We start from the raw sequence: 26200 nt of genomic DNA, 5'->3' as shown, positions 1-26200 counted from the left end.
CAGGCCCCATCGCGGGCAAGCCCGGCTCCCACATTGGAATGCATTGTCAGAAAGAATGCAGTCCCCTGTGGGAGCCGGGCTTGCCCGCGATGAGGCCATCAGCAACACCAAAAAGCTAAAGCCTTACAGCAACGGCTCATCCGGCTTCTTGTGCTTCCAGCCGTCATTGCCCGGCAGCAGCAGATTCAACGCAATCGCTACCACCGCACACAGGGCAATGCCCTTCAGGCCAAAGTCATCCGGGCCGGTGCCGGTACCTACCAGCACCCCGCCAATCCCGAACACCAGGGTTACCGACACAATCACCAGGTTGCGTGCTTCGCCGAGGTCGATCTTGTGGCGGATCAGGGTGTTCATCCCCACCGCGGCAATCGAGCCGAACAGCAGGCATAGAATCCCGCCCATTACCGGGACTGGAATGCTTTGCAGCAGCGCGCCGAACTTGCCGATAAACGCCAGGCTGATGGCAAACACCGCCGCCCAGGTCATGATTTTCGGGTTGTAGTTCTTGGTCAGCATCACGGCGCCCGTCACTTCCGCGTAGGTCGTATTGGGCGGGCCGCCGAAGAGGCCGGCAGCGGTGGTGGCGATACCATCACCCAATAGCGTGCGGTGCAGGCCAGGCTTCTTCAGGTAGTCGCGACCGGTCACGCTGCCCACTGCAATCACACCACCGATGTGTTCGATGGCCGGGGCCAGGGCTACCGGGACGATAAACAGGATCGCCTGCCAGTTGAATTCCGGCGCGGTGAAGTGGGGCAGGGCGAACCACGGTGCGGCAGCGATCTTCGCCGTGTCGACTACACCGAAGTAGAACGACATGGCGAAACCCACCAGCACGCCGGAGATGATCGGCACCAGGCGGAAAATGCCTTTGCCGAATACCGCCACGATCAATGTGGTCAGCAGCGCCGGCATCGAGATCAGCATGGCGGTCTGGTAGTGGATCAACTCGCTACCGTCACCCGCCTTGCCCATCGCCATGTTGGCGGCAATCGGCGCCATGGCCAGGCCGATGGAGATAATCACCGGCCCGATCACCACCGGCGGCAGCAGCCGGTCGATGAAACCGGTGCCCTTGATCTTCACCGCCAGCCCCAGGAAGGTGTAAACGAAACCTGCCGCCATCACGCCGCCCATGGTCGCCGCGAGGCCGAATTGGCCTTTGGCAAGAATGATCGGGGTGATAAACGCAAAGCTCGACGCCAGGAACACCGGGACTTGGCGCCCGGTGACCACTTGGAACAACAAGGTGCCCAAGCCTGCGGTAAACAGGGCGACGTTTGGATCGAGACCGGTGATCAGCGGCATCAACACCAGCGCGCCAAATGCTACGAAGAGCATCTGTGCGCCAGACAGGATCTGGCGCCAAAGCGGGTCGTTGAATTCATCCTGCATGGTCACGCGTCCTTCTGCTTGGTACCGAAGATCTTGTCGCCGGCGTCGCCCAGGCCCGGGATGATGTAGCCGTGTTCGTTCAGGCGTTCATCGATCGAGGCGGTGTAGATCAGCACGTCCGGGTGGGCTTTCTCGACGGCGGCGATGCCTTCGGGAGCGGCCACCAGCACCATGGCGCGGATGTCCTTGCAACCGGCTTTTTTCAGCAGATCGATGGTGGCAACCATCGAGCTACCGGTGGCGAGCATCGGGTCGATGATCATCGCCAGGCGCTCGTCGATTTCCGGTACGAGTTTTTCCAGGTAGGTGTGGGCCTGCAGTGTCTCTTCATTGCGGGCCACGCCCACGGCGCTGACCTTGGCGCCCGGGATCAGGCTGAGTACGCCTTCGAGCATGCCGATACCGGCACGCAGGATCGGCACCACGGTAATCTTCTTGCCGGCGATTTTCTCGACCTGGACGGGACCACACCAACCGGCGATCTCGTAGTTTTCCAGGGGCAGGTCTTTGGTCGCCTCGTAGGTGAGCAGCGCTCCGACTTCCTGAGCAAGCTCGCGGAAGTTCTTCGTGCTAATGTCGGCGCGGCGCATAAGGCCGAGTTTATGTCGGATCAGCGGGTGGCGGATCTCACGGATGGGCATGGGGAAAGGCTCCGGCGGCGGGCAAAAAAACCGGCCTAGATTAATCTATCCGAGGGTGTTGTCCTATAGACATCTAGTACGTTAGTCCATTAAGGCTTGAACGTTGCGCCTCACATGCGTACCTTTGCCCGCTTTTCTTGCCACAGCACCCCCTTGGAGAGCGCCATGTCCGCTGATCTCGAGCATATCCGTCAAATCATGCGCGAGGCTGACTGCCTGTACACCGAAGCGCAAGTCGAAGAGGCCATCGCCAAGGTCGGCGCGCACATCTCCCGCGAAATGGCCGACACCAACCCGGTGGTCTTTTGCGTGATGAACGGTGGCCTGATTTTCGCCGGTAAATTGCTCACCCATCTGCAATTCCCGCTGGAAGCGTCCTACCTGCACGCCACCCGCTATCGCAACGAAACCAGCGGCGGCGACCTGTTCTGGAAAGCCAAACCGGAAGTCTCGTTCATCGACCGCGATGTGCTGATCATCGACGACATCCTCGACGAAGGGCACACCCTGGGCGCGATCATCGACTTCTGCAAGCACGCTGGCGCGCGTAAAGTGCACACCGCCGTGCTGATCGACAAGGACCACGACCGCAAGGCCCGTCCGGACCTGAAGGCCGATTACGTGGGCCTGCCTTGCATTGACCGTTACATCTTCGGTTACGGCATGGACTACAAAGGCTACTGGCGTAATGCCAATGGGATCTACGCCGTTAAAGGTATGTAAGCGGGATTCAGACGCAGGGTTGTCATGCTATCGTGCTTGGCCTCTGCGTCTGGAGCTGTTCATGAGCCTGTTGATTCGCACCTGCGCCGCCCTGGCGCTGACCCTCAGTTTGCCCCTGGCGGCCGCTCCGGCGCCGCTGCATAGCCAATTCCTGCCTCCCGACGACCTGACCCTGCGCGCCGAAGCTCCGGACCAGCAACAATTGCTGCAAGTCACCGAGTATTCGGTGGTGGTGGGTAACCAGCGCCAATCCACCCAGCAGCCGATTCCGGTGACCTCACCGTTGATGATCCGCCTCAAGGGCAAGTCCCTGAACAAGGGCGCGACCATCACCCGGGTGATCCTCAACTTTGATGCCGAAAGCAAAAGCCTGAAAAAGCCGGTGTTCGACGATAAAAGCGAAACCCTGACCTTGTCGTACCCGATGACCCAGTATCGGGTGATCGTCGATTTGCTGCGCAACGACATGGTGTATGTGCAGTTCCTCAGTTACGCCAATGGCCATATCTGGGCCGATTTGCACACCGGCGCCGTTCGCTCCAAATAATCCAGCCGACGCGGATTCGGCGGTGTAAATACAGTCAATGTGGGAGCTGGCTTGCCTGCGATAGCGATGCATCAGTAACAGATGGGCCAGCGGACCCACCGCTATCGCAGGCAAGCCAGCTCCCACATTGGTTCGCGTAGCTTTCGAAGCCGCTGTGCCGCAGGTAAACTGCTTTTCCCGTGTAAATGTCTGCAGGCTGGAGTCGGTAATGCGTAAAGATAAGAAACAGGTGATTGGTGATGAAATCGGCGACGAGCAAATCAAGCTGTTCCTGGATTTCGAGCCGGTAGACGCCACTTCGCCGTCCCTACACAAGCTGATCAAGGCTTACCGTGGCCTGCGTATCGACGACTTTGAACGCTTCCTGGGGTTTTTCAAGGAAGCCGGCCTGGACCTCGATGGCAAGGACGAGCACGGCCAGACCTTCGTTGAAGTGATCAAGGACCAGCGCAACGCCGCTGAGTACATCGAGCTGATCGAACAAGCCCGCGGCTGATTGCTACAGACGAAAAAAACGCCCCATTCGGGGCGTTTTTTCGTTCCCACGCTCTGCGTGGGAATGCATCCACTGACGCTCTGCGTCACGACGCTCAAGCGTAGCTTTCGGTCTCGCTGCTCTGCTCAACCAGTTCCAGGCTGATGTTGTTCTGCGTGTTGATCTTGCGATACAGCTCGGCATCGGTCTCAAGGACCTTTTCCCGAGCCGGGAAGATCTCGTGCAGCTTGGCAGCCCATTCACCGGCCGCTTTGGTCGGGAAGCAGCGTTCGATCAGTTCCAGCATGATCGACACCGTCACCGAAGCGCCCGGAGATGCGCCCAGCAGGGCGGCCAACGAGCCGTCCTTGGCCGCAACCAGTTCGGTACCGAATTGCAGCACGCCGCCTTTCTTCGGGTCTTTCTTGATGATCTGCACCCGTTGGCCGGCCACTTCCAGGCGCCAGTCTTCGGCTTTCGCCTCAGGGTAGAAGCGACGCAGGGATTCCAGGCGCTGTTCCATGGACTGGCGCACTTCGCTGACCAGGTACTTGGTCAGGTCCATGTTGTCCCGGGCCACGGCCAGCATCGGGCCGATGTTACCGGCGCGAATCGACAGGGGCAGGTCAAGGAACGAACCGTGTTTGAGGAACTTGGTGGTGAAGCCGGCGTATGGCCCGAACAGCAGGGACTTCTTGCCATCGACCACACGGGTGTCCAGGTGCGGCACCGACATGGGTGGCGAACCCACGGCCGCCTGGCTGTAGACCTTGGCCTGGTGGTGCTTGACCACTTCCGGGTTGTCGCAACGCAGCCACTGGCCGCTTACGGGGAAACCGCCGAAGCCTTTGCTTTCTTCGATGCCCGAGGCTTGCAGCAGCGGCAGGGCCGCGCCACCGGCGCCGAGGAACACGAACTTGGCGTCCACATCACGGGAGTTGCCGCTGTTGACGTCCTTGATGCTCACGGTCCAGCCGGCGCCGTTGCGCTTGAGGCCGGTGACGCGCTTGCTGTACTTGACCTGGGCATCCGGTGCGCTGGTCAGGTGCGAGAGCAGTTGGTTGGTCAGGGCGCCGAAGTTGACGTCGGTGCCGTTCATCACGCGGGTGGCAGCGATTTTTTCGTCCAGGGGGCGGCCGGGCATCATCAGCGGCATCCACTCGGCCATTTCGCTGCGGTCTTCGGTGTAGTGCATGTCCGAGAACGCGTGGTGCTGGCTGAGGGTTTCAAAACGCTTCTTGAGGAACGACACGCCTTTCTCGCCCTGCACGAAACTCAGGTGCGGCACGGGGCTGATAAAGGACTTGGACGAGCCAAAGGTGCCTTTCTTGGTCAAGTAAGCCCAGAACTGCTTCGACACCTCGAATTGGGTGTTGATGTGCACAGCTTTCTTGATGTCGATGGAGCCGTCAGCGGCCTGCGGTGTGTAGTTCAGCTCACACAGCCCGGCGTGGCCGGTACCGGCGTTGTTCCACGGGTTGGAACTTTCCGCGGCACCCGAATCCATCAGCTCAACGACTTCCAGCTTGAGGCCGGGGTCGAGCTCTTTGAGCAGTACGGCGAGGGTGGCACTCATGATGCCCGCACCTACCAGTACTACGTCGACTGCTTCGTTATGCGCCATTTAACGCGTCTCCAAAATCTGCAGCACCAAATTGACGGCATGGCTGCCAGGAGTGACGGGGCGGTTCACGTGATGCCCCAGGTTACCCATGGCCAGGATCGCCATGTCCGATTCTTCGCAATTTATCGCAAGCGGACGCTGCCGACCGGGCCTGATCTGCGTATGAACGCATTTAAGGGCACCTGTGGCAATTCGACTTATGGTCAAGCTCGTCCGATCGTGCAACCAAATCCGTAGCGGACAGGCTTCAAACTCCGGTTTTTGAGGAGTGCTCGGTCCTGTGTGGTGGGGCTGTTCCAGACGCTGATGGTGCTTGTACAAACGCAAAACTATTCATTTGCTCGCCACACTCTTGTGAAGTTGTGAAAACCCGTTTTTTCACGCTCTTTTGAAGACGTGAACCTCAAAAAAGGGCTGCCCCAGCCTGGCACCTGGCCCGAAATAACTGCCGGCAAGCGGCAAAACGGGCAAACAACTCAAGTGGCCGAGCGCATGGCAGCTCTGGCAGATTCGGGTAAAGACGATGGTTTGCAGAGAAAACAGCAAGCTCGCCAGCTTCACTCGATCTGTGTGGGCGGCTCTCTGTGGGCGGTGCGGGGAGCTAACACAAGTGCATTAGCGATGCTGCGAGGCCCGATCAGGAGACGTCCTTATAATCGGGGGGAGATTGTAGCGAAGAAATGCGCGCAAATGGGCGTGTTTAATGACTTTTATTAGCAGTCTGGTCAGGAGGCCAACACATGCCCTTGCTGTGGCTGCGAAACCCGTGGGTTGATGCGGGCGCTGGCCGGCAGCGGGCGGTGCATCCAGCTCAGGCGAGTCTCTTCGACTTCGACCCAGCCTTCGCCGACGGGCGGCAGGCTGCACTGTTTGAAAGCCTGGCAGCAGCCATGGGCATCGAGCAGTGCAAAGTGACGATGACTGGCATGGGAAAAGAACAAAGATTTGAGAAGGCGCATGGTTGTGTACCCGGTTCGTTACATGCTGCGAAGGTTGGCAGTCTGGCATGACAGTGGGGTGACGGTTCTGTGTGAAAATTGTAATTTCGCCGACAGTTCAGGCGCCGTTCAGGAATTCTGGTGAGTGGCGAGCGCTCACCGTTATACTGGCGCCCTGTTTGCATCTAGTCCTGGAGAAATGAGTATGTTGCAACGCCTGTTGTTCGGTTTGATCACTGTGACCAGTTTGACCCTGGTTGGCTGCGCCCACAGCCCGCAACAACTCAGCCCGCAACCGAAAATCACCACCCAGTTGGCGCCTGTCGGCCATGGCCAGCCGGTGTCGGTGCGTGTGGTTGATGGGCGTCCGTCGCCGACCCTCGGCACCCGTGGCGGCCTGTACCCGGAAACCAGCGCCATTACGGTGACCGGTGCGGACGTGCTGCCCAAGCTGCAAGCCCAGGCCGAAGCGGCCGTGCGCCTGTTGGGCTTCACCCCGTCCAACTCGCCAGGTGCTCCACAACTGACCATCACCCTGGCCGAGCTGAAGTATCAGTCGCCCAAGGAAGGCCTGTACGTGACTGAAGCCACCATCGGCGCAACCTTCAAGTCCGACGTGACTGCCGGTACCCGTCGCTACAGCGGCCGTTACGGCGCTTCCCTGGACCAGCGCTTCGGTATGGCGCCGAACCAGGAAACCAACACCAAGCTGGTCAGCGACGTGTTGAGCGATGCCCTGACGCGCCTGTTCAAGGACCCGAGCATCGGTTCGCTACTCAGCTCGCAGTAACCGTCAGGCGGGCGCGGAGCGCCCCAGTCGGCATTCCTTTGCGGCGCGTGGGAACGATCACCGGGCTCAGCGATGAGCCCGGTTTTTTTACGCCTGCAGTTTTCATGCAGCCGTTTCGACATAAAAGTCCAGCACACTCACTCCAGTGAGCAAATCCAGCTCCGGCAGGTCGGCATGCTGATGCCCGCCGAGGGCGCAATACACCAGCCAGTGGCGGTCCTGCACATTGAACGCGAGGCCGCCTACCAGCGCCTCTTGCTCATCACTTGGGGCAATCAGATACAGCCGATCCTGGTTCTGCGCGTGCAACATGACAAGCTCCCGGGCTTTCGAAGGGCAACAGAGTGGCTTGTTAAGGTGACGTTCAGGTGACGCTGTAAATTACTGGATACATTAGCCGTCAATGGGGAAGGAGTAATGACGCGCAGGCGGCGCATATCATTCAGGTTTGTATCTGGATTGATACCAAGACACTGATACATCGAGGTTTGCGATGTCGCTGACCGCACTACTGCTCAATTCCCTTGCCCTGTTGCTGGCCTGCCCGGCGGCTTGGCTGCTGTTTGTCACACGCCTGCGGGAACAGCGCGCGATAGCCAGGCTTGCCGCGCAAAGCGAACTGCGGGCCATTGATCAACCGATGCTGTTTCTTGATGTGCTGACCCAGCGTACCCATCGCCTGTTCTACCGGCTGGGGTTTGTCTGGCTCGGGCTGGCGTTGCTGGTGTCCTTGTTCAGTACCCGATTGTAAGAACACCCTAAAACAAATGTGGGAGCGGGTTACAGGGCAATCCCGGCCTTGACCCGATACTGATTCCTCACCGGCGTCGCGTATTGCAGCACCAGATACGGCCGATGCTCGGCCGGGCACGCATTCAAGCGCCGCTCCCACTCCGCTTTCGCCTTGGCCAGCTCGTCCGCCGGGAATACCTCGGCTGCGGTCGGTACCTGCAATTGCGGGTCGGCATCGCTCCATTGGGCGTACGCCAGGTAATGCACCGGGAACAACCGATAACCGCCCAGAATCTGCCGGTCCATTTCGATCGCCAATAGCTTGGTGTCCTCGAAAGCCTGGGTGATCGGCGGCGCGAAGTTGACGTGCACCCGGCCCTTGTAGCCGGTGATACCCAGGGCAATGCTCACGTCATCTTCCCCCGGCGCCTTGCTGTAGGTGCCGGTGGTGGCGCGGATGTACAGTTCGCGGGCCTTGGCTGCGTCGCACGGGTCATATTCGTAGCTGATGGACACCGGCGTCAGGTTCAGTGACTGGATGACCTCGGCGAACGGCTCGTCCTTGCGGCTCATGTGGAACATCTTGAGGATCGCCGACTCGGTGCGATCATCCCCATCCTTGGCGCGGCCTTCGGCCTGGGCGATCCAGATCGACTGGCAGTCGTTGCGAATCGAATGGTTGATGTACGCCGACAACAACTGATAAGCCGCCATCTTCTCTTTGCGCCCGGTAATCGAGCGGTGCACGATGAAACTCTTGTTCAGGCGCATCAGGTCGCTGACAAACGGCTTTTGCAGCAGGTTGTCACCGATGGCGATACGTGGCGTGGGCAGGCCGGCGTGGTACACGGCGTAGTTGACGAAGGCCGGGTCCATCACGATGTCGCGGTGGTTGGCCAGGAACAGGTAGGCGCTGCCGGACTTGAACTGCTCTACGCCGGTATAAGTTACGCCGTCGGTCGCCCGCTCTATAGTGTGGTCGACGTAAAATTCGACTTTGTCCTGCAGCGTGGCCACGGTGGTGACGCCGGCGAACTCACGGCGCAGTTTATGGGCGATCATCGGCTTGAGCAGCCAGCCGAAGGCGCCGGCAAAGCGCGGGAAGCGAAAGTGGGTCAGGATGTCCAGAAAGGCCTTGTCACTGAACAGTCGGGCCAGCACTGCCGGGACTTCGCTGTCGTTGTAAGGTCGGATGGTATCGAATTCGCCCATCATGCTCTCTTGTTAGAAACGGCTAGGGTAAGTAAAGGTTTGGAACAATAAATATCAGGGCGTGGTCCGGGCAATTGGCCGGGACGAAAAATAGCCCTGTAAATAGACCGGCGATTATACGCACAAGTCACCTTGGAGACCGCGATGGAAGAGGAGTCGTACGAATGTCCTTATTGTGGCGAGGTAGTCACGGCGTTACTGGACCTGTCGGCAGGCGATCAGGAATATATAGAAGATTGCCCGGTGTGCTGCCGGCCCATCGTTTTCGAACTGCAGGTTCATGGCGACGAATGGATGCTCAACGTGCGCAGCGAGAACGAATAAAGGTACGCCCATGCAGCGAATCTACGAACCGGAAAACCTGATGGAAGGCGAGCTGCTGCAAGGCATGCTCGAAAGCGAGGGCATCACCGCGCACCTGGTGGGGCGCGATTTGCTCGGTGGCACTGGCGAATTACCGATTTATGGTCTGCTGGCCCTGGCGGTGGAGAACGACCAGGCCGCTTATGCCCGTGAGCTGATCACTGCCTACAACGGTGCGCAACCGCTGCCCGGTGATGAACCCGACAGCTTCCCCGACGTGTTGGTCTGTTAGGCTGTCGGCCAGTTTCTCCAAGAGTCGTGTTGCCCCATGTGTGGACGTTATGCCCTGTTTCGCTGGAACCCTGCGTTTGCTGCCTTGCCGGGCTTTCCGGCCGACCAGCAGGCCCAGTGGAACATCTCCCCCAATGATTCGGTGCTGATCCAGCGCCTCAGCGACGGCCAGCACACCCTGGCGCGAGCGCGCTGGGGCCTGACGCCGCCCTGGTTGACCGATCTCTCTCGTACACCGGCCCATGCCCGGGCGGAAACCCTGGCAGAGCAACCGATGTTTCGCGAAGCCTTTCGCCAGCGCCGCTGCCTGTTGCCGGCCAATGGGTTCTACGAATGGCGCGGCACCCAGCGCAAGCGGCCGTACTGGCTGACGCCGGGAGAGGGCAGCACGCTGTTCTTTGCGGCGATCTGGGAAGCGTATCCGGTGCAGGAACAGGTGTGGCTGAGCACGGCGGTGGTGACCCAGGCGGCGCAGAGCCAGCGCCGGCCGTTGATTCTGGATGCGGCGGGGCAGGCGGCCTGGCTGAACCCCGAGACGCCGTTGCACACCTTGCAAGCCTTGTTGGCCAGTGAGCCCACCGCGTTGCGCGAGCGAGTGCTGGCCAATATGGTCAACGATCCGAAGCTGAATGGACCGGAGTGCCTGACTCCGGGTTGATCCTGGGGATTCGTGCTGTCTGCGCCGGCCTCATCGCAGGCAAGCCAGCTCCCACATTCTGAATGTATTCACAGATTAAAATGTGGGAGCTGGCTTGCCAGCGATAGCGGTCTCCAGGGCGCCGCCGGGTTAAACCTTGAACTGATTGATCAACCGCCGCTGCTGCTCCGCCAGCTTGGTCAGGTCAGCACTGGCCGCGCTCGATTCATCCGCCCCGCCTGCCACTTCATTGGCCACCTGCCCGATATTGATCACGTTACGGTTAATGTCCTCCGCCACCGCGCTCTGTTCCTCGGCGGCGCTGGCGATCTGGGTGTTCATGTCGTTGATCACCGACACCGCCTGGGTAATGGTCTCCAGCGCCTGAGCCGCCTTGGCCGCATGTTGCACGCTTTCATCGGTACGGTTCTGGCTGTCTTCCATCACCCGCACCACGTCGCGGGTGCCTTGCTGCAATTGCTGGATCATGGTCTGGATTTCTTCAGTGGCTTTCTGAGTCTTCTGTGCGAGATTGCGCACCTCGTCGGCCACCACTGCAAACCCGCGTCCCTGTTCTCCGGCCCGTGCGGCTTCGATCGCTGCGTTGAGCGCCAGCAGGTTGGTCTGCTCGGCAATCCCGCGAATCGCCGTGAGGATGGCGTTGATGTTTTCGCTGTCCTTGGCCAGCGCCTGCACCACACCGACCGCCTTGCCGATTTCCTCGGCGAGGGCACCGATGGAGGTGGAGGTGTCGCGCACAATCTGCATGCCCTGGCTCGCCGCTTGATCAGCGTGGCTGGCGGCTTGTGCAGCCTGGGTGGCGTTGCGCGCCACGTCCTGGGCCGTCGCGGTCATCTCGTGCACGGCGGTGGCCACCTGGTCGATCTCGACCATTTGCTTGTGCACGCCCTGGTTGGTGCGAATCGCGATGTCGGCGGTGTGCTCCGACGAGTCGCTGACCTTCTGCACCGAACTCACCACCTGGGTAATCATCCCCTGCAACTTGGCCAGGAACGTGTTGAAGCCGCTGGCAATCGCCCCCAGTTCGTCGGCGCGATCACTGGTCAGGCGCCGGGTCAGGTCACCTTCGCCCTGGGCGATGTCATTCAGCATTGCCACCATTTGCTTGAGCGGCCGGGCAATCCCGTGGCCCACCAGCCAGATCACCAGCAAGCCAATGCCGGCGATGAGCAGACCGGCCACGGCCATACCGAAAATATCGGTTTTGCGCTGGGCGTCGAGGTCGTGTTGCATCGCCTGCAAGTCCGCCATCACCGCGCTCAACGGCAGTTGCAGCATCAAGGTCCAGCGGGCATCGGTCTGGCCGATGTTGAACGGCAGGAACAACTCGATATGCCCGTGTTCCTTATCCACGTCGTAACGTACTTCGCCGATCTTTAACTGACCGAGGTTGGACAGCTCGTTGCTGTCGAGCAGGTCGCTGGCTTTTTCCCCCAGCTTGCTGGCGTCCTTGGTGTAGGCCACCAGGCGGCCGTTGCTGGAGATCAGCGCCAGTTCACCGGCGCCGTTGTACAAATTCTGATCAGCCTTGGTGAGCATTTCCTGGATGAAGTTCACCGACAGGTCGGCACCGACGATGCCCTGGAAGGTGCCGTCGATCATGATCGGTTCGATAAACGAAGCGAGCATCACCATTGCGTTGCCCACCTTGTAGGGGGCCGGGTCGATGGCGCAGGGCTTTTTGCTTTCCTTGGAGCACAGGTAGTACTCACTGGCGCGCACACCGGTGGACAGGATGGTCTGGTCCGCCACGTCAGCCAGTTTATCCAGGCCCAGGCTGCCGTCGGCATTACGGAACCACCAGGGCAGGAAGCGACCGTTGGTTTCGATACCGACTACCGGGCTGTTCACGTAGGCGGCGTCGTTGTGGTCGATGGCGTTGGCTTCCCAACCAATATAGGCGCCGAGAATCTTCGGGTTGCGCACCACGGTTTCGTGGATCAGGTTGATCAGTTGTTCGCGGGAAACTGCCAGTTGCGGGTTGCCGCTGGCGTCCTTCATGCCCATCAGGGCGTTGGTGGTGGCCAGGCCTTTGGCCGTCACCAGTGGCGCTTCCAGTTCACGCTGGATCAGCGTCGCCTGGGTTTGCGCCAGCGCGGTCAGGCGCTGCTCGATGATCTGCTCGAATTGCCCCTGGGTGCGTTCCTGCACCATGTCTTGGGTGCGCGCGCCGGCGAACAAGGCGTACAGCACCAACACCGCTACCACGCTCAGGACAATGGCCCCGGCCAGGGCTGCGACAGAAAATTGAATGGACTTGAACTTCATGACGGCTCCGAGCGCAGGGGAGATTGGCTGCTTGTTTATATCGGCCACGAGCGGGGGAGACATGAGGACGATCCCCTCAAAATGACTGTGCCGGATTGGCGAATGTCGCAAATGGGATGGTCGCCAACGGTTTATGAATTTTTTGCGGCAGTGTGGGATATGTCTGAAATCAGGCGGCTACACGTCTGTTGTATCTGGCGCCGATACAATTGGCCGACTACGATACGCGCCATGTTTTCAGGGAGAAGGTTGATGAAAAAGACAGTAGCGGTATGTGCATTGGGCGTGTCGGTATTGCTCGCCGGTTGCCAGTCGGTCAACACCACCAGCGGCGGCGCCGTGGGCGTTGAGCGCAAGCAATACATGTTCAGCATGTTGTCGAGTCAGGAAGTCGACCAGATGTATGCGCAGTCGTACCAGCAGACCCTGGGTGAAGCCAGCGGCAAAGGCCTGGTGGACAAGACCAGCGCCAACGCCAAGCGCGTGCAGGCGATTGCCAACCGCTTGATCGCCCAGGCACCCACGTTCCGCCCGGATGCAGCGCAGTGGAAGTGGGAAGTGAACCTGATCAAAAGTGACGAGATGAACGCCAACTGCGGGCCAGGCGGCAAGATCTTTGTCTACAGCGCGTTGATCGACAATCTCAAACTGACCGACGACGAACTCGCCGCGGTGATGGGCCATGAAATTGCCCATGCCTTGCGTGAACACGGCCGCGAAGCCATGTCCAAGGCATACGGTATCGAAATGGCGAAGCAGGGGGCTGGTGCGTTGTTCGGCCTCGGTCAGGACAGCATGGCGCTGGCTGATACCGTGGCCAACTACGGCATGACCTTACCCAACAGCCGCAGCAATGAAAACGAAGCGGACCTGATCGGCCTGGAGTTGTCGGCGCGTGCCGGCTACAACCCGAACGCGGCGATTACCCTGTGGAACAAAATGGCCAAGGCTTCGGAAGGCTCGCCACCTGAATTCATGAGTACTCACCCGGCTTCCAGCAGCCGGATCGCCTCCTTGCAGGCGGCTATTCCGAAGGTGATGCCGTTGTATCAGCAGGCGAAAAAATCCTGATTTATAAGACTGAAATGCAAATCTGAATGTGGGAGCCCGGCTTGTGTGGGAGCCGGGGTTGCCCGCGATGCAGGCACCTCGGTGTGTCAGTTGCACCGAGGTGATGCTATCGCAGGCAAGCCAGCTCCCACTCAAGCCCAGCCCCCATATGGGGTTGCGTTTAGATCCAGCCGCTGCTCTGCATGGCCTTGTACACCGCAACAATGGCCAGGATAAAAAACGCCGTAGCCGCCAGTCGACGAATCAGCGTCAGCGGCAGTTTGTCCGCGGCAAAATTCCCCGCCAGCACCACCGGTACGTTGGCAATCAACATGCCCAGGGTCGTGCCGATAATCACCAGCCACAGTTCCGGGTATTGCGCCGCGAGCATCACGGTAGCGATCTGGGTCTTGTCGCCGATTTCCGCGAGGAAGAACGCGATCAGGGTAGTCAGGAAGGGGCCGAACTTGCGTGCAGTACTGGTTTCGTCATCGTCGAGTTTGTCGGGCACCAGGGTCCAGAGCGCCGTGGCACAGAAACTCGCCGCGAGGATCCAGTGCAACACCGCATCCGAGAAGAAACTCCCGAACCAGGCCCCCACGGCGCCGGCGGCCGCATGGTTGGCGAGGGTCGCGGCAATGATGCCGGCGATGATCGGCCAGGGTTTGCGAAAGCGTGCAGCGAGAACGAGTGCGAGCAGTTGCGTCTTGTCACCAATTTCGGCCAAGGCAACGATTGCGGTAGGGACGAGCAGAGAATCCAGCATCAGGTAAGTTCCAGGGGCGGGTCGACACGGCTATGACACGTACAGCCTTCCCGCCCCGGGTAAGGTGTTCGTGTCATAGGTCTTGTCAAACCCCGGTCCGTCTGTGCGGACTCCTGGGTCGCATACGCCATGGTCTGTTGACCAAGTATGTTGACGTATGCCGGACGAGCGTGGCGCTCGTGGGAGACTACTCCCCTAGGACGGAGCGGATTCTGCCTAGGCAAAATCCATTCGGCAAGCCTTCTTTCGGAAAAAGATTTCAGCCGCGCTTGGCACGGTAAATGCGGAAACCCTGGCCTTCTGCCTTGATTGCGCAGACGCCAAGATGCTCTTCAATCAGCGGCTGATACTTCAGGAAGCTGTTCGCTACCAAGCGCAGTTCGCCGCCATTTGCCAGATGTTTGGCCGCTTTTCGCAGCAAGTTCTCCGTAGCGAAATAATCGGTGTGCACTCCGACATGGAACGGTGGGTTGCTCAAAATCGTGTTCAGATTCATCGGCGCTGCGTCGATGCCATCACCGGTCAACACCTCGGCTTCCAGACCGTTGGCGGCCAAGGTCAGGCGACTGCTGGCGGCGGCAAAAGCATCCACGTCGAGCATCGTCACCGTGTTATGCGGATAGCGACGTTTCACGGCGGCTCCAAGCACGCCCGCCCCACAACCGAAATCCAGCAAGTGACCGCTCGGCAACTTGTCCAGATGCTCCAGCAGCAATGCGGTACCGCGATCCAGACGACCATGGCTGAACACGCCCGGCAGGCTCACCACCTTGAGCGGCCCTTCGGCCAGCGGTACCTCGAACACTTGCGCCAGGCTTTCCAGCTCAACCGGCTCAGGGGCATTGGCCACCGTGACCAGCCACAACTGGCAGTGCCGCGCATTGTCGAGCTTGCGCGGTTTGCCGAACGGGTTCAGTTGCTTGGCCGCGCTTTCGATGCCGCCTTTCTTTTCTCCAACCAGGTATAACTCCTTGCCGGGCAAACGCGCTGCCACGGCATTGAGCAGGTAGTCGGTGAGGTCCTTGGACTTGGGCAGGAACACCACCGCCGTGTCGAACGAACGCTCGGGCACGTTCACGCCGAACTGGCTGCGCTCGGCAAAACGCGCGTCCAGCGCGGCCTGGTCGCCGGCGTGCCAGCTCCAGCCATGGGCGTTGGGCAGGCGGCCCAGCAGGTCGTCGGCGGGCAAGCCCACCAGCAGCACGTCGCCTTGAAAAAGTTCGGCCTGGCGAAGCAGTACTTCACTGCGCGGATCCATGGTCTGCTCCTTGAAAAGGGGCGCAGTTTATCAACTGACGGCCCGCAGCGGGGCGCCGCTGAAAAAGCCCTGAGCGTTTTCGATCAATTGGCCGACGATCCGCTGCCGGGCTTCGCGGCTGCCCCAGGCGTTGTGGGGGGTGACGATCAAGCGCGGGATGTCGCCGGCCAGCAACGGGTTGCCGTTGACCGGGGGTTCCACGCTCAATACATCGGTTGCCGCGCCGCCCAAATGACCGCTGCGCAAGGCATCCGCCAGCGCTTGTTCGTTGATCAAGCCACCGCGGGCCGTGTTGACGATAAACGCACCGGGCTTGAGCAGCGCCAGTTCACGGGCACCGATAAAGTCGCGGGTGTGTTCGTTGAGCGGGCAGTGCAGGGTCAGCGCGTCGACCTGCGCCAGCAACTCGTCCAGCGGCACGCGATCGGCACGAGCCGGGCGGCCAGGAATCGCACCCAGGATCACGCGCATGCCAAAGGCTTCAGCCAGGCGCGCAACGGCACCGCCCAATTCGCCATGGCCCAGCAGCCCGAGGGTTTTGCCTTCCAGCTCAACGATCGGATAGTCCAGCAGGCAGAACTGCTTGGCTTGTTGCCAGAGCCCCGCCTGCACATCTCGCTGATAGTCGCTCAGGCGTGTCGCCAGATTGAGCAGCAACATGATCGTATGCTGCGCCACCGATGGCGTGCCGTAACCCTGGCAATTGCTCACGGTAACGCCGTGGGCGCGGGCCGCAGCGATGTCGACGTTGTTGGTGCCGGTGGCGGTCACCAGGATCAGCTTCAGCTCGGGGCAGGCCGCCAGGGTCTCGGCATTCAGCGCGATCTTGTTGCTGATCGCCACCTGCGCGCCTTGCAGGCGTTCGATAATGTTTTCGGGTGTGGTCTGCTGGTGCAGGCTCAGCTCGCTGAAGAGTGCCCGCAACCCGCTGAGGTCCAGGTCCCCGAGGTCCAGGGAAGGGTGATCAAGGAAGACGGCGCGGCGATTGTTCATTATCAACTGTACCTTTTGCGGCGAGGTTCGAAGGCGTAATCTGCCGAGCCTATCAGATGAAATAATCAGTTACTTCCAGGAGTGTGCATGTACCTCACCGAGTTCTTGACCGTGGCACTGATTCACCTGTTGGCGGTGGCCAGCCCTGGCCCGGATTTCGCCGTGGTGGTGCGTGAAAGCGTGACCCATGGCCGGCGCGCCGGCACCTGGACGGCATTGGGCGTCGGTTCGGCGATTTTCCTCCACGTGGGGTATTCGCTGCTGGGCATCGGCTTGATCGTGTCCCAGTCCATCGTGCTGTTCAACGCATTGAAATGGGCGGCGGCGGCCTACCTGCTGTACATCGGCTTCAAGGCCCTGCGCGCCCAGCCGGCCAAGCCTGCCAGTGAAGAAGACCTGCACCTGGAAGTGGGCGAGCGTACCGCCCGTGGCGCGTTCACCTCCGGTTTCGTCACCAACGGCTTGAACCCCAAGGCCACGCTGTTCTTCCTGTCGCTGTTCACCGTGGTGATCAATCCCCACACGCCGCTGGCGATCCAGGCCGGTTACGGACTGTACCTGGCCGTGGCGACCGCGATCTGGTTTTGCCTGGTTGCCATGCTGTTCAGCCAGCAACGCGTGCGTGCCGGTTTTGCACGCATGGGCCACTGGTTCGACCGCACCATGGGCGCGGTGCTGATTGCGATCGGTGTGAAGCTGGCGTTTACCAGCATGAAATAAGCCGGATGCTGGCGCAAAGCTAGCATTCATTGGGCTCTGCAAATCATTCCTTTGGCTGATTTGGCTGAAACATAAGCGCTCTAAAGTGCAGATGTTTCAGCCAAGACCGTGCAGTCAGATAAGGGATTCGTATGTTGCAGACTCGTGTTATCCCGCCCGCCGAAGGCGCCTACCAATACCCGCTGTTGATCAAACGCCTGTTGATGTCCGGGACACGCTACGAGAAGACCCGGGAAATCGTCTACCGCGACCAGTTGCGTTACACCTATCCGACCCTGATCGAGCGCGTCGCCCGCCTGGCCAATGTGCTGACCGAGGCCGGGGTCAAGGCCGGTGACACGGTGGCTGTGATGGACTGGGACAGCCATCGCTACCTGGAATGCATGTTTGCCATCCCGATGATTGGCGCGGTGATCCACACCATCAACGTGCGCCTGTCGCCGGAGCAGATTCTCTACACCATGAACCACGCCGAGGACCGCTTTGTGTTGGTCAACAGTGAGTTCGTGGGCCTTTACCAAGCTATCGCCGGCCACCTCACCACCGTCGACAAAACCCTGCTACTCACTGATGGCGCGGACAAAACCGCCGAGTTGCCCAACCTCGTGGGTGAGTACGAAACGTTGTTGGCAGCGGCAAGCCCTCGCTACGACTTCCAGGATTTCGACGAAAACTCCGTCGCCACCACCTTCTACACCACCGGCACCACCGGCAATCCCAAAGGCGTGTATTTCACCCACCGCCAATTGGTGCTGCACACCATGGGCGTGGCGACCATCATGGGCAGCGTCGACAGCGTGCGCCTGTTGGGCACCAACGACGTCTACATGCCGATCACCCCGATGTTCCATGTGCACGCCTGGGGCTTGCCCTATGTGGCGACCATGCTCGGCCTGAAGCAGGTTTATCCCGGCCGCTACGACCCCGAATACCTGGTGGAGCTGTGGCGCAAAGAGAAGGTCACGTTCTCCCATTGCGTACCGACCATCCTGCAAATGGTGCTCAACGCCAAGGCTGGCCAGGGCGTGGATTTCGGCGGCTGGAAAATCGTCATCGGCGGCAGCGCGCTCAACCGTTCTCTGTATGAAGCGTCGAAGGCTCGCGGGATTCAGCTGACGGCGGCGTACGGCATGTCCGAGACCGGGCCGCTAGTGTCCTGCGCCCACCTCAATGAAGAACTGATGGCGGGTACCGAAGACGAGCGCACCACCTATCGCATCAAGGCCGGCGTGCCCGGGCCGCTGGTGGAGGCTGCGATCATCGACGGTGACGGCAACTTCCTGCCTGCCGACGGCGAATCCCAGGGCGAGCTGGTGCTGCGCGCGCCATGGCTCAGCGAAGGCTATTTCAACGAGCCGGAGAAGGGCGCCGAGCTGTGGGCCGGCGGCTGGATGCACACCGGCGACGTGGCCACCCTCGACGCCTTCGGCGTGATCGATATTCGCGACCGCATCAAGGACGTGATCAAGACCGGCGGCGAATGGATCTCCTCCCTGGCGCTGGAAGACCTGGTCAGCCGTCACCCGGCGGTACGCGAAGTAGCGGTGGTGGGGATTGCCGACCCGCAGTGGGGCGAACGCCCGTTTGCGTTGCTGGTGGTGCGTGATGGCCATGTGATAGGGGCCAAGGAGCTCAAGGAACATCTCAAGCCATTCGTGGAGTTGGGTCACTTGAGCAAGTGGGCGATTCCAAGCCAGATCGCCGTTGTTACGGAAATTCCCAAGACCAGCGTAGGCAAGCTCGACAAAAAACGTATCCGTATCGACATCATCGAATGGCAGGCCAACAACAGCACCTTCCTCTCGACCCTCTGACGCTGGTTGCCGTGTCCTCATGGGCACGGCAGCGCTCTAGCCCAACCCTTCACTTGTGATTTGCCAATTTTCAGCCATCCTTGCCGCGCTGGTCTTCGCCAGCATGGCGAAAGGGTTGTGGCAGACGGGTTGGTGATGCAAATCACACTTTAGAGGGATCAAGCGCTACCCCCTGCTGGCTATAGTTCATTCCAGAGTTTTTCAAGGTGCGGTGCTGTGAACCTGGCGGGTTCATCTGTTCGCCCGGCATTGGAATCGTTGTATTCCGGCCGTTACAAGCCCTTAGAAACGACTCACTGCCATAACAATAATGCACATGGAGTAGCGTCGATGATCTCAGCACACCAGTTCTGGCGCCGGGCGAAACTGCCTTTGGCCGTCAGCCTCGCCTCTACGCTCGCCGGGCCCGCATTCGGCGTCAGTTTCAACATCGGTGAAATCGAAGGCAGCTTCGACTCGTCCCTGTCGGTAGGGGCGAGTTGGTCGACTGCGGGTCGCAACAAGGACCTGATCGGTGCCAACAACGGCGGCAGAGGGTTGTCGCAAACCTCGGATGACGGTCACCTGAACTTCGACAAAGGTGATTCCTTCTCGAAGATCTTCAAGGGTATCCATGACCTTGAGTTGAAATACGGCGACACCGGCGTGTTTGTCCGGGGTAAGTACTGGTATGACTTCAAGCTTAAAGACGACGACCTCGATTTCAAGAACATCAGCGACAACAACCGCCCAACAGGCGCCCGATCTTCCGGCGGGCAGATTCTCGACGCCTTCGTCTACCACAACTACTCGATTGGTGATGAACCGGGTTCCGTACGGTTGGGCAAGCAGGTAGTGAGCTGGGGTGAGAGCACGTTCATTGGTGGCGGTATCAACGCCATCAACCCGATCGACGTGGCTGCATTCCGTCGTCCGGGGGCCGAGATCAAGGAGGGCCTGATTCCGGTCAACATGTTCTACCTGTCGCAAACGCTGACCGACAACCTGTCGGCTGAAGGCTTCTATCAGATCGGTTGGGACAAGACCGTGACCGATAACTGCGGCACGTTTTTCTCGCAGCCCGACATCATTACCACCGGCTGTAACGATAATTTGCGGGTGTTGAACAAGCGTTCCACGATCAACCCGGCCGCTTTGCCGAGCTTGGCCGCCTTGGGCGTCGACGTTAATGACGAGGGCGTCCTGGTGCGCCGCGGTCCGAACCGTAACGCACGTGACGGCGGCCAATACGGCGTCGCAATGCACTACAACTTTGAGCCGCTGGACACCGAGTTCGGCGCCTACTACATGAACTACCACAGCCGTGCGCCGATTTTCAGTGCAACCGGCGCGCCTCAGTCGGTCTACGACAGAGCCAGGCCTTTGGGTCAGGCAGCTGCACTGGTGGTGGCGGGCAACTCGCAATACTTCGTTGAGTATCCGGAAGACATCCACCTCTTTGGCTTGAGTTTCTCCACCACGTTGCCTACCGGCACGGCATGGAGCGGCGAGTTGAGCTACCGGCCCAACGCGCCTGTGCAGTTGAACTCCACCGACATCCTGTTTGCCGGCGTTCGCCCTCTGGGCTTCCCGGTGCTCAAGGATGCTTCGTTGTTAAGCGGTGTACCAGGCCAGGATTTGCATGGTTATCGCCGTAAGGAAATCACTCAACTCCAAACCACGTTCACCCACTTCTTTGACCAGGTCATGGGCGCCAGCCGCCTGACGCTGGTGGGTGAGGTCGGTATGACCTATGTCGGTGGGTTGGAGAGCAAGTCCAAGGTTCGCTATGGCCGTGATCCGGTGTTTGGCCCGGGTACCCTGCCTAACGGCGCGTGTGCGGCTTTGAACAACTCTACCGCCCAAGGTGCTGGCCTTCCCAATGCTAACGGCCTGAACACCAGTTGCAACAACGACGGCTTCACTACTGCAACTTCGTGGGGCTACCGTGGCCGTGCGATCTGGGAATACCCGGATGTGTTTGCCGGCGTCAACCTCAAACCCAACGTGGCCTGGTCCCATGACGTTAAGGGTTACTCGCCTGGCCCTGGCGGTAACTTCGAGGAAGGCCGCAAGGCGATCAGCCTCGGGCTGGACGCCGAGTACCAGAACACTTACACCGCGAGCCTGGCCTACACCAACTTCTTTGGTGGCGACTACAGCACCGTGGACGACCGCGACTTTGTCGCCTTGAGCGTCGGCGTGAACTTCTAAGCACACTCTCTTTAAGCAGTATGTTTTAAGGAAGAACCAGAACATGAAAATAACTAAAAATCTGTTGCAGGTGGGTGTGCTGGGGCTGTCGATCATGGCGGGTAGCGTCATGGCGGCAGTCTCGGCCGATGAAGCCGCCAAGCTCGGTACGACCCTGACCCCGATGGGCGCTGAAATGGCCGGCAACGCGGCCGGCACCATCCCTAAATGGTCGCCACTGCCCACCAACGCCGGCGCCGTGGATGCCCGTGGCTTCCTGGCCAACCCGTACGCCAACGAACAACCGCAATTCACCATCACCGCGCAGAACGTCGAGCAGTACAAGGACAAGCTGGCGCCGGGGCAGTACGCGATGTTCAAGCGCTACCCGGACACCTTCAAGATGCCGGTCTACCCGACCCATCGCGGCGCCACGGTGCCGGCTGATGTGTTCGCCGCCATCAAGAAAAACGCCACCAGCACCAACCTGGTGTCCGGCGGCAACGGCCTGGAAAACTTCGAAACCGCCGTACCGTTCCCGATTCCGAAAAGCGGTGTTGAAGTGATCTGGAACCACATCACTCGCTATCGCGGCGGCAGCGTGACCCGCCTGGTGACCCAGGCCACGCCGCAAACCAACGGCTCCTTCAGCCTGGTGTACTTCCGCGACCAGTTCGTGTTCCGCGACAAGATGAAGGACTACGACCCGAAAAACCCGGGCAACATCCTGTTCTACTTCAAGCAGCAAGTGACCGCGCCGGCACGTCTGGCCGGTGGTGTGCTGCTGGTGCACGAAACCCTCGACCAGGTGAAAGAGCCGCGTTCGGCATGGGTCTACAACGCCGGCCAGCGTCGTGTGCGCCGGGCGCCGCAAGTGTCCTATGACGGCCCGGGTACCGCCGCAGACGGCCTGCGGACTTCCGACAACCTCGACATGTTCAACGGTGCACCGGACCGCTACGACTGGAAACTGGAAGGCAAGAAGGAACTGTACATCGCCGAAAACAGCTACAAACTCGACGATCCGAAGCTCAAGTATGTCGACATCATCAAGGCCGGCCACATCAACCAGGACCTGGCTCGCTACGAGCTGCGCCGTGTGTGGCATGTGGTTGCAACCCTGAAGGAAGGCCAGCGCCACATCTACGCCAAGCGTGACTTCTTCATCGACGAAGACACCTGGCAAGCTGCGGTCATCGACCACTACGACGGTCGTGGCCAACTGTGGCGCGTGGCTGAAGCCCACGCCGAGAACTACTACGACAAGCAAGTGCCGTGGTACGCCCTCGAAACCCTCTACGACCTGCAGTCCGGCCGCTACCTGGCACTGGGCATGAAGAACGAAGAGAAACAGGCCTATGACTTCGGCTTCACTGCCACCACCAGCGACTTCACCCCGGCGGCCCTGCGCCAGGATGGTGTTCGCTAACCCGTTGTAAACGAGGCCGCATCCTCGAAGGTGGGAGCCGGGCTTGTGTGGGAGCGGGCTTGCTCGCGAAAGCAGAGTGTCAGTCGATACATGTGTGACTGACCCACCGTCTTCGCGAGCAAGCCCGCTCCCACACAAGCCCGGCTCCCACATTTTATTTGGGGTGTTTGGAATATTTGAGCCAGGACCGCCGGATATTTTTTGTTGTAGTCTTTTTCAGACAATTGTTGCAAAGATCTACAAAGCTGCCGCTTTTACCGCTAGTCTGCGGACATCTGCAATGCCGACAACAGCCTTCTACAAGAGCCCGGCGATGACTGATCTGTCCCGAATTCAAGGGCCTGCCAGCGCGGTGATTCCGACCCTGGAAGGGCGCTTCTATCGACCCCCACTGCCTGACGGCTACGTGTTGCGACCGCGCCTGTGCGAACGGCTGAGTGAGGGATTGGCCGGGCGCTTATTGCTGGTCAGTGCGCCGGCCGGGTTCGGCAAAAGTTCGCTGGCGGTGGAGTTCTGCCAGAGCTTGCCGGGCCACTGGCAAAGCCTGTGGTTGGGGCTCAGCCCCCGGGACAACGACCCGGGACGTTTCCTTGAACGCCTGCTCGACGGCCTGCAGCAATACTTCCCGCAGTTGGGCGCCCAGTCCCTGGGCTTGCTGAAAATGCGCCAGCGCCATCAACCCTTTGCGTTTGAAGAGTGGCTCGACGGGCTGCTGGATGAACTGACGGTGCACCTGTCGATCCAGGCGCCGCTGTTGCTGGTGCTGGATGACTACCATCTGGCCCAGGGCCCGGTACTCGACCGCTGCCTGCAATTTTTCCTCAATCATCTGCCCGACGGCCTGTTGGTACTGGTCACCAGCCGCCAACGCCCCGACTGGCACCTGGCGCGCCTGCGCCTGTCCCGGCATTTGCTGGAACTGCACGAGCAGGACCTGCGCCTGACTCACGCCGAATCCCTGGCCCTGCTGGATCGCCACAGCAGTTCATTGCGCGGCGAAGCCCTGGATAACCTGATCCGACGCAGTGAAGGCTGGGTGGCCGGCCTGCGTTTCTGGCTGCTGGCGGCCTCCGAAGCCGGCAGCGAAGGCGCCTTGCCCCAAGGCCTGCACGGCGGGGAAGGGCTGATTCGCGATTACCTGCTTGAAGAAGTCATCGACTGCCTGCCATCTGAAGTCCAGGCGTTTCTCTACGACACTGCGTCCCAGGAGCGCTTTTGCAGCGAACTGTGCGACGCCGTGCGCGAAGCCCACGACAGCAGCGAAATCCTGCGCTACCTGCAAGCTCACCAGGTTTTCCTTGTGCCGCTGGACGAACAGGGCCACTGGTACCGTTATCACCACCTGTTTTCCGACCTGCTGCGTACCCGGCGCGCGAGTAATGCCGTGTTGCCGGCTGCGAGCCTGCACCTGCGGGCCTGTCGCTGGTTCAATGCTCAGGGCTTGATCGATGAGGCGGTGGAGCAGGCGCTGCGTGCCGGCCACCTGGACGTGGCGGCGAACCTGGTGCAGAACCTCTCCGAAGAGCAACTGCTGGCGGAGCAAAACGTCGGCATGCTGCTGCGCTGGAAAATGGACTTGCCCGACAGTCTGTTGATGAGCACGCCACGTCTGATCGTGCTCTACAGCTGGGCATTGGGGTTGGCCTGCCAACTGGATGCGGCGCAGGAACTGGCCAGCCACCTCAGCCGTTTTTTACCGGCCCCGTCGGCCACCGCGCAAAAGTCGATGCTGGCGCAATGGCTGGCCCTCAGCGGGATTATTGCCCGGGGCCGTGGTGATCGTGAGCTGACCCGGTCGTATTGCAGCGAGGCCCTGGAAAGCCTGCCGCACAAACGCTATGGCCAGCGGTTGATGTGCCTGTCGACCCTGTCCAACCTGGCCATTGTCGACGCCGACCTGTGGCGCGCCCGCGGCCTGAACCGCGAATCCCTGGAGTTGGCGCAGCGGGTCGGCAATCCATTGTTTGAAGCGCTGGCCCATTACGACCGAGCGCGTGTACTGCAGGCCCGTGGCGAGATCCTGCGGTCGCTGGATGAAGTGCGCCAGGGCCTGCAACGTTTGCAAGGCCTGGCGCCGCAACGGCTGTACGCAGTGCGCGCGCGCCTGGCGTTGTACGAAGGCTATTTGCTGCTGATGCGCTGCCAGCCTGAAGCCGGGCTCGCTCGGCTGCGTGCCGGATTGACGGAGGCGCGAGCCTGTCGGGATATCAGCGTGTTGATCGGCCACTGTGTGATCGCCAGCTTCGAAGGTCGCCGTGGCGACTTCTCCGTGGCCTTTGCCGAATTGGCCGAGGCCGAGCGCTTGATGCATATCTGGGACGTGCCGCCGATTTTCTATCTGGCGATGATCACCCTGGTCAAATGCGAGCTATGGCTGGCTCAGGGCCGCACCGACCTGGCCGATGCCTGGCTGACGCGGCTGGGGCAAACCTACAACGGTGAACAGGCCGCTGCCGCACCGGAGTTCCACCCGCACCTGCCGCAACATATCGAGTTGCAACAGGCGGCACTCGACGCCATCCGTCATCAGCCGGCGGCTTCACTGCAACGGCTCGACGAACTGGCACGCCAGGCCCATAACAGCGGCCGGCAGATGATCAGCCTGATGGCGCTGACCCAGCAGGCACTGTTACTGCTGGACGGTGGCCAGGAAGCCCAGGCCCGCCCGGTGTTTGCCCGCGCGCTTGAAGCGGCTGCCGGTGGCGCGATGCAACCTTTCCAGCGCCTGTTGGAACGCTATCCCGAGTGGACGCGGGAGCAGCTTTCCCGGGATCCCCATGGACTGTTGAATCAGGGCCTGCTGGCACTCTTGCCGGATGTTGCAGTAGTTGAAACCCCACACACACTGGAGACCCTGAGCACCCGTGAACTGGCGGTGCTGCACCTGATCGCACAGGGTTGTTCAAACCAGGAGATCAGCAATCAGCTGTTTATCTCCCTGCACACCGTGAAAACCCACGCCAGCCATATCAACAGCAAGCTCGGGGTGGAGCGGCGCACACAAGCGGTGGCGCGGGCGCAGGAGATGGGATTGCTGGGGTAGAAACCTGGATCAATGGGATCGAAAGCCCCAGACGATTTCCACCACGCGCGCTGCCACCAGCACATAGATCAGGATAAGCAGCAGTTGAAGGACCAGGTGATAACGCAGCTTGGCGAGCCGGCGGATGCCATCGCTCACATTCAGCACCATCAGCAAGCTTGAAACGACGATCAAGCCCCACCCGGCCACGCTTGACGCCAGGATGCCGAGGAACAGCTCATGTTTCCCGGCCAGTGCATTGGTACCCGCAGCAAACAACAGCGCGCATACCAGCAGGTTCTTCACATTGTCGAAGACCTGGGTGCTGAAGTCATTCTCCAGCAGTTGCTGATACCACTTCCAGAATGTGCGCATG

Annotated in this window: 25 protein-coding genes, 1 pseudogene and 1 riboswitch; of the genes and pseudogenes, 14 read left to right on the top strand and 12 right to left on the bottom strand. The window is 60.4% G+C overall.

What is annotated here, in order from left to right; genetic code table 11:
- Nucleotides 1-123 precede the first annotated feature (123 nt).
- On the bottom strand, nucleotides 124-1398 hold the full coding sequence (locus JFU58_RS06830) for a uracil-xanthine permease family protein (protein ID WP_201140124.1): 1275 nt from the start codon (nucleotides 1396-1398) through the stop codon (nucleotides 124-126).
- A gap of 2 nt (nucleotides 1399-1400) precedes the next feature.
- Nucleotides 1401-2039 carry a uracil phosphoribosyltransferase gene (gene upp, locus JFU58_RS06825; protein WP_003216149.1) on the bottom strand — a complete coding sequence of 213 codons (639 nt, stop codon included), beginning with the start codon at nucleotides 2037-2039 and terminating at the stop codon, nucleotides 1401-1403.
- 165 nt (nucleotides 2040-2204) lie between these two features.
- Here upp and JFU58_RS06820 point away from each other — a divergent pair, with 165 nt between their 5' ends.
- The 3 genes from JFU58_RS06820 (at nucleotide 2205) to JFU58_RS06810 (ending at nucleotide 3805) form a co-directional block, all read left to right on the top strand.
- A complete protein-coding gene (locus JFU58_RS06820; protein WP_003216150.1) occupies nucleotides 2205-2762 on the top strand; it encodes a hypoxanthine-guanine phosphoribosyltransferase in 558 nt (185 codons plus the stop codon).
- Nucleotides 2763-2823: 61 nt separating this feature from the next.
- Nucleotides 2824-3309 carry a hypothetical protein gene (locus tag JFU58_RS06815; RefSeq protein ID WP_201140123.1) on the top strand — a complete coding sequence of 162 codons (486 nt, stop codon included), beginning with the start codon at nucleotides 2824-2826 and terminating at the stop codon, nucleotides 3307-3309.
- Between the two features lie 208 nt (nucleotides 3310-3517).
- Complete coding sequence (locus JFU58_RS06810; protein WP_063027173.1) at nucleotides 3518-3805, top strand: PA4642 family protein; 288 nt, start codon at nucleotides 3518-3520, stop codon at nucleotides 3803-3805.
- Nucleotides 3806-3899: 94 nt separating this feature from the next.
- Here the strand turns inward: JFU58_RS06810 and mqo are convergent, their stop codons facing one another.
- Both mqo and JFU58_RS06800 read right to left on the bottom strand, forming a co-directional pair.
- Entirely contained in the window at nucleotides 3900-5408 is a 1509-nt protein-coding gene (gene mqo / locus JFU58_RS06805) for a malate dehydrogenase (quinone) (protein ID WP_063027175.1), read from the bottom strand.
- 725 nt (nucleotides 5409-6133) lie between these two features.
- Nucleotides 6134-6367 (bottom strand): hypothetical protein, encoded by a 234-nt coding sequence (locus JFU58_RS06800; protein ID WP_201140122.1) that lies wholly within the window; start codon nucleotides 6365-6367, stop codon nucleotides 6134-6136.
- A gap of 184 nt (nucleotides 6368-6551) precedes the next feature.
- Between JFU58_RS06800 and JFU58_RS06795 the strand changes: the two genes are divergently transcribed.
- Nucleotides 6552-7136, top strand: a complete 585-nt coding sequence (locus JFU58_RS06795) for a YajG family lipoprotein (protein ID WP_003216157.1) — start codon at nucleotides 6552-6554, stop codon at nucleotides 7134-7136.
- 102 nt (nucleotides 7137-7238) lie between these two features.
- Here JFU58_RS06795 and JFU58_RS06790 read toward each other — a convergent pair whose 3' ends face one another.
- On the bottom strand, nucleotides 7239-7448 hold the full coding sequence (locus tag JFU58_RS06790; RefSeq protein WP_008434269.1) for a hypothetical protein: 210 nt from the start codon (nucleotides 7446-7448) through the stop codon (nucleotides 7239-7241).
- 181 nt (nucleotides 7449-7629) lie between these two features.
- Between JFU58_RS06790 and JFU58_RS06785 the strand changes: the two genes are divergently transcribed.
- Nucleotides 7630-7887 carry a hypothetical protein gene (locus JFU58_RS06785; RefSeq protein WP_063027179.1) on the top strand — a complete coding sequence of 86 codons (258 nt, stop codon included), beginning with the start codon at nucleotides 7630-7632 and terminating at the stop codon, nucleotides 7885-7887.
- Between the two features lie 29 nt (nucleotides 7888-7916).
- Here the strand turns inward: JFU58_RS06785 and JFU58_RS06780 are convergent, their stop codons facing one another.
- Nucleotides 7917-9080 carry a 1-acyl-sn-glycerol-3-phosphate acyltransferase gene (locus JFU58_RS06780; RefSeq protein WP_017477712.1) on the bottom strand — a complete coding sequence of 388 codons (1164 nt, stop codon included), beginning with the start codon at nucleotides 9078-9080 and terminating at the stop codon, nucleotides 7917-7919.
- 144 nt (nucleotides 9081-9224) lie between these two features.
- Between JFU58_RS06780 and JFU58_RS06775 the strand changes: the two genes are divergently transcribed.
- The 3 genes from JFU58_RS06775 to JFU58_RS06765 are packed head-to-tail and all read left to right on the top strand — an operon-like array spanning nucleotide 9225 to nucleotide 10332.
- On the top strand, nucleotides 9225-9404 hold the full coding sequence (locus JFU58_RS06775) for a CPXCG motif-containing cysteine-rich protein (RefSeq protein ID WP_017477711.1): 180 nt from the start codon (nucleotides 9225-9227) through the stop codon (nucleotides 9402-9404).
- Between the two features lie 10 nt (nucleotides 9405-9414).
- Nucleotides 9415-9675, top strand: coding sequence for a putative signal transducing protein (locus JFU58_RS06770; RefSeq protein WP_017477710.1), 261 nt, complete (start codon nucleotides 9415-9417; stop codon nucleotides 9673-9675).
- A 36-nt stretch (nucleotides 9676-9711) separates the two neighbouring features.
- Nucleotides 9712-10332 carry an SOS response-associated peptidase gene (locus tag JFU58_RS06765; RefSeq protein WP_003216163.1) on the top strand — a complete coding sequence of 207 codons (621 nt, stop codon included), beginning with the start codon at nucleotides 9712-9714 and terminating at the stop codon, nucleotides 10330-10332.
- 129 nt (nucleotides 10333-10461) lie between these two features.
- On the opposite strand, the gene JFU58_RS32560 is transcribed toward JFU58_RS06765, so the two are convergent.
- Both JFU58_RS32560 and JFU58_RS32555 read right to left on the bottom strand, forming a co-directional pair.
- Entirely contained in the window at nucleotides 10462-11205 is a 744-nt protein-coding gene (locus JFU58_RS32560; RefSeq protein ID WP_375378945.1) for a methyl-accepting chemotaxis protein, read from the bottom strand.
- Between the two features lie 114 nt (nucleotides 11206-11319).
- Nucleotides 11320-11520 (bottom strand): annotated as a pseudogene (locus JFU58_RS32555) (HAMP domain-containing protein); the annotation flags it as partial.
- 1332 nt (nucleotides 11521-12852) lie between these two features.
- On the opposite strand from JFU58_RS32555, the gene JFU58_RS06755 reads away from it, so the two are divergent.
- A complete protein-coding gene (locus tag JFU58_RS06755) occupies nucleotides 12853-13671 on the top strand; it encodes a M48 family metallopeptidase (protein ID WP_093205227.1) in 819 nt (272 codons plus the stop codon).
- Between the two features lie 160 nt (nucleotides 13672-13831).
- On the opposite strand, the gene JFU58_RS06750 is transcribed toward JFU58_RS06755, so the two are convergent.
- The 3 genes from JFU58_RS06750 to JFU58_RS06740 form a co-directional block, all read right to left on the bottom strand.
- A complete protein-coding gene (locus JFU58_RS06750) occupies nucleotides 13832-14416 on the bottom strand; it encodes a TMEM165/GDT1 family protein (RefSeq protein WP_017477707.1) in 585 nt (194 codons plus the stop codon).
- Nucleotides 14417-14503: 87 nt separating this feature from the next.
- A riboswitch (yybP-ykoY riboswitch) is annotated at nucleotides 14504-14625 on the bottom strand.
- Nucleotides 14626-14675: 50 nt separating this feature from the next.
- Nucleotides 14676-15674, bottom strand: coding sequence for a class I SAM-dependent methyltransferase (locus tag JFU58_RS06745; RefSeq protein ID WP_201140121.1), 999 nt, complete (start codon nucleotides 15672-15674; stop codon nucleotides 14676-14678).
- A gap of 30 nt (nucleotides 15675-15704) precedes the next feature.
- Entirely contained in the window at nucleotides 15705-16670 is a 966-nt protein-coding gene (locus JFU58_RS06740; RefSeq protein ID WP_201140171.1) for a 2-hydroxyacid dehydrogenase, read from the bottom strand.
- An 84-nt stretch (nucleotides 16671-16754) separates the two neighbouring features.
- Here JFU58_RS06740 and JFU58_RS06735 point away from each other — a divergent pair, with 84 nt between their 5' ends.
- The 5 genes from JFU58_RS06735 (at nucleotide 16755) to JFU58_RS06715 (ending at nucleotide 25845) form a co-directional block, all read left to right on the top strand.
- Complete coding sequence (locus JFU58_RS06735; protein ID WP_063027187.1) at nucleotides 16755-17387, top strand: LysE family translocator; 633 nt, start codon at nucleotides 16755-16757, stop codon at nucleotides 17385-17387.
- Between the two features lie 131 nt (nucleotides 17388-17518).
- On the top strand, nucleotides 17519-19201 hold the full coding sequence (locus tag JFU58_RS06730) for a fatty acid--CoA ligase (protein ID WP_063027188.1): 1683 nt from the start codon (nucleotides 17519-17521) through the stop codon (nucleotides 19199-19201).
- Nucleotides 19202-19531: 330 nt separating this feature from the next.
- Nucleotides 19532-21394 carry a DUF1302 domain-containing protein gene (locus JFU58_RS06725; protein ID WP_063027189.1) on the top strand — a complete coding sequence of 621 codons (1863 nt, stop codon included), beginning with the start codon at nucleotides 19532-19534 and terminating at the stop codon, nucleotides 21392-21394.
- Nucleotides 21395-21437: 43 nt separating this feature from the next.
- The gene (locus JFU58_RS06720; protein WP_003216172.1) at nucleotides 21438-22802 is read left to right on the top strand and encodes a DUF1329 domain-containing protein; all 1365 of its coding nucleotides are present in this window, start codon (nucleotides 21438-21440) and stop codon (nucleotides 22800-22802) included.
- 313 nt (nucleotides 22803-23115) lie between these two features.
- Complete coding sequence (locus JFU58_RS06715) at nucleotides 23116-25845, top strand: LuxR C-terminal-related transcriptional regulator (RefSeq protein ID WP_201140119.1); 2730 nt, start codon at nucleotides 23116-23118, stop codon at nucleotides 25843-25845.
- A 9-nt stretch (nucleotides 25846-25854) separates the two neighbouring features.
- Here JFU58_RS06715 and JFU58_RS06710 read toward each other — a convergent pair whose 3' ends face one another.
- Entirely contained in the window at nucleotides 25855-26199 is a 345-nt protein-coding gene (locus JFU58_RS06710) for a hypothetical protein (RefSeq protein ID WP_003216175.1), read from the bottom strand.
- Between the last annotated feature and the right edge of the window lies 1 nt (nucleotide 26200).

Origin of the sequence: Pseudomonas sp. TH34, assembly GCF_016650865.1 — a bacterium.
GTDB lineage: Bacteria > Pseudomonadota > Gammaproteobacteria > Pseudomonadales > Pseudomonadaceae > Aquipseudomonas > Aquipseudomonas yamanorum.
Note: the sequence above shows the minus strand (reverse complement) of the source record. Positions and strands in the feature narration are given on the sequence as shown.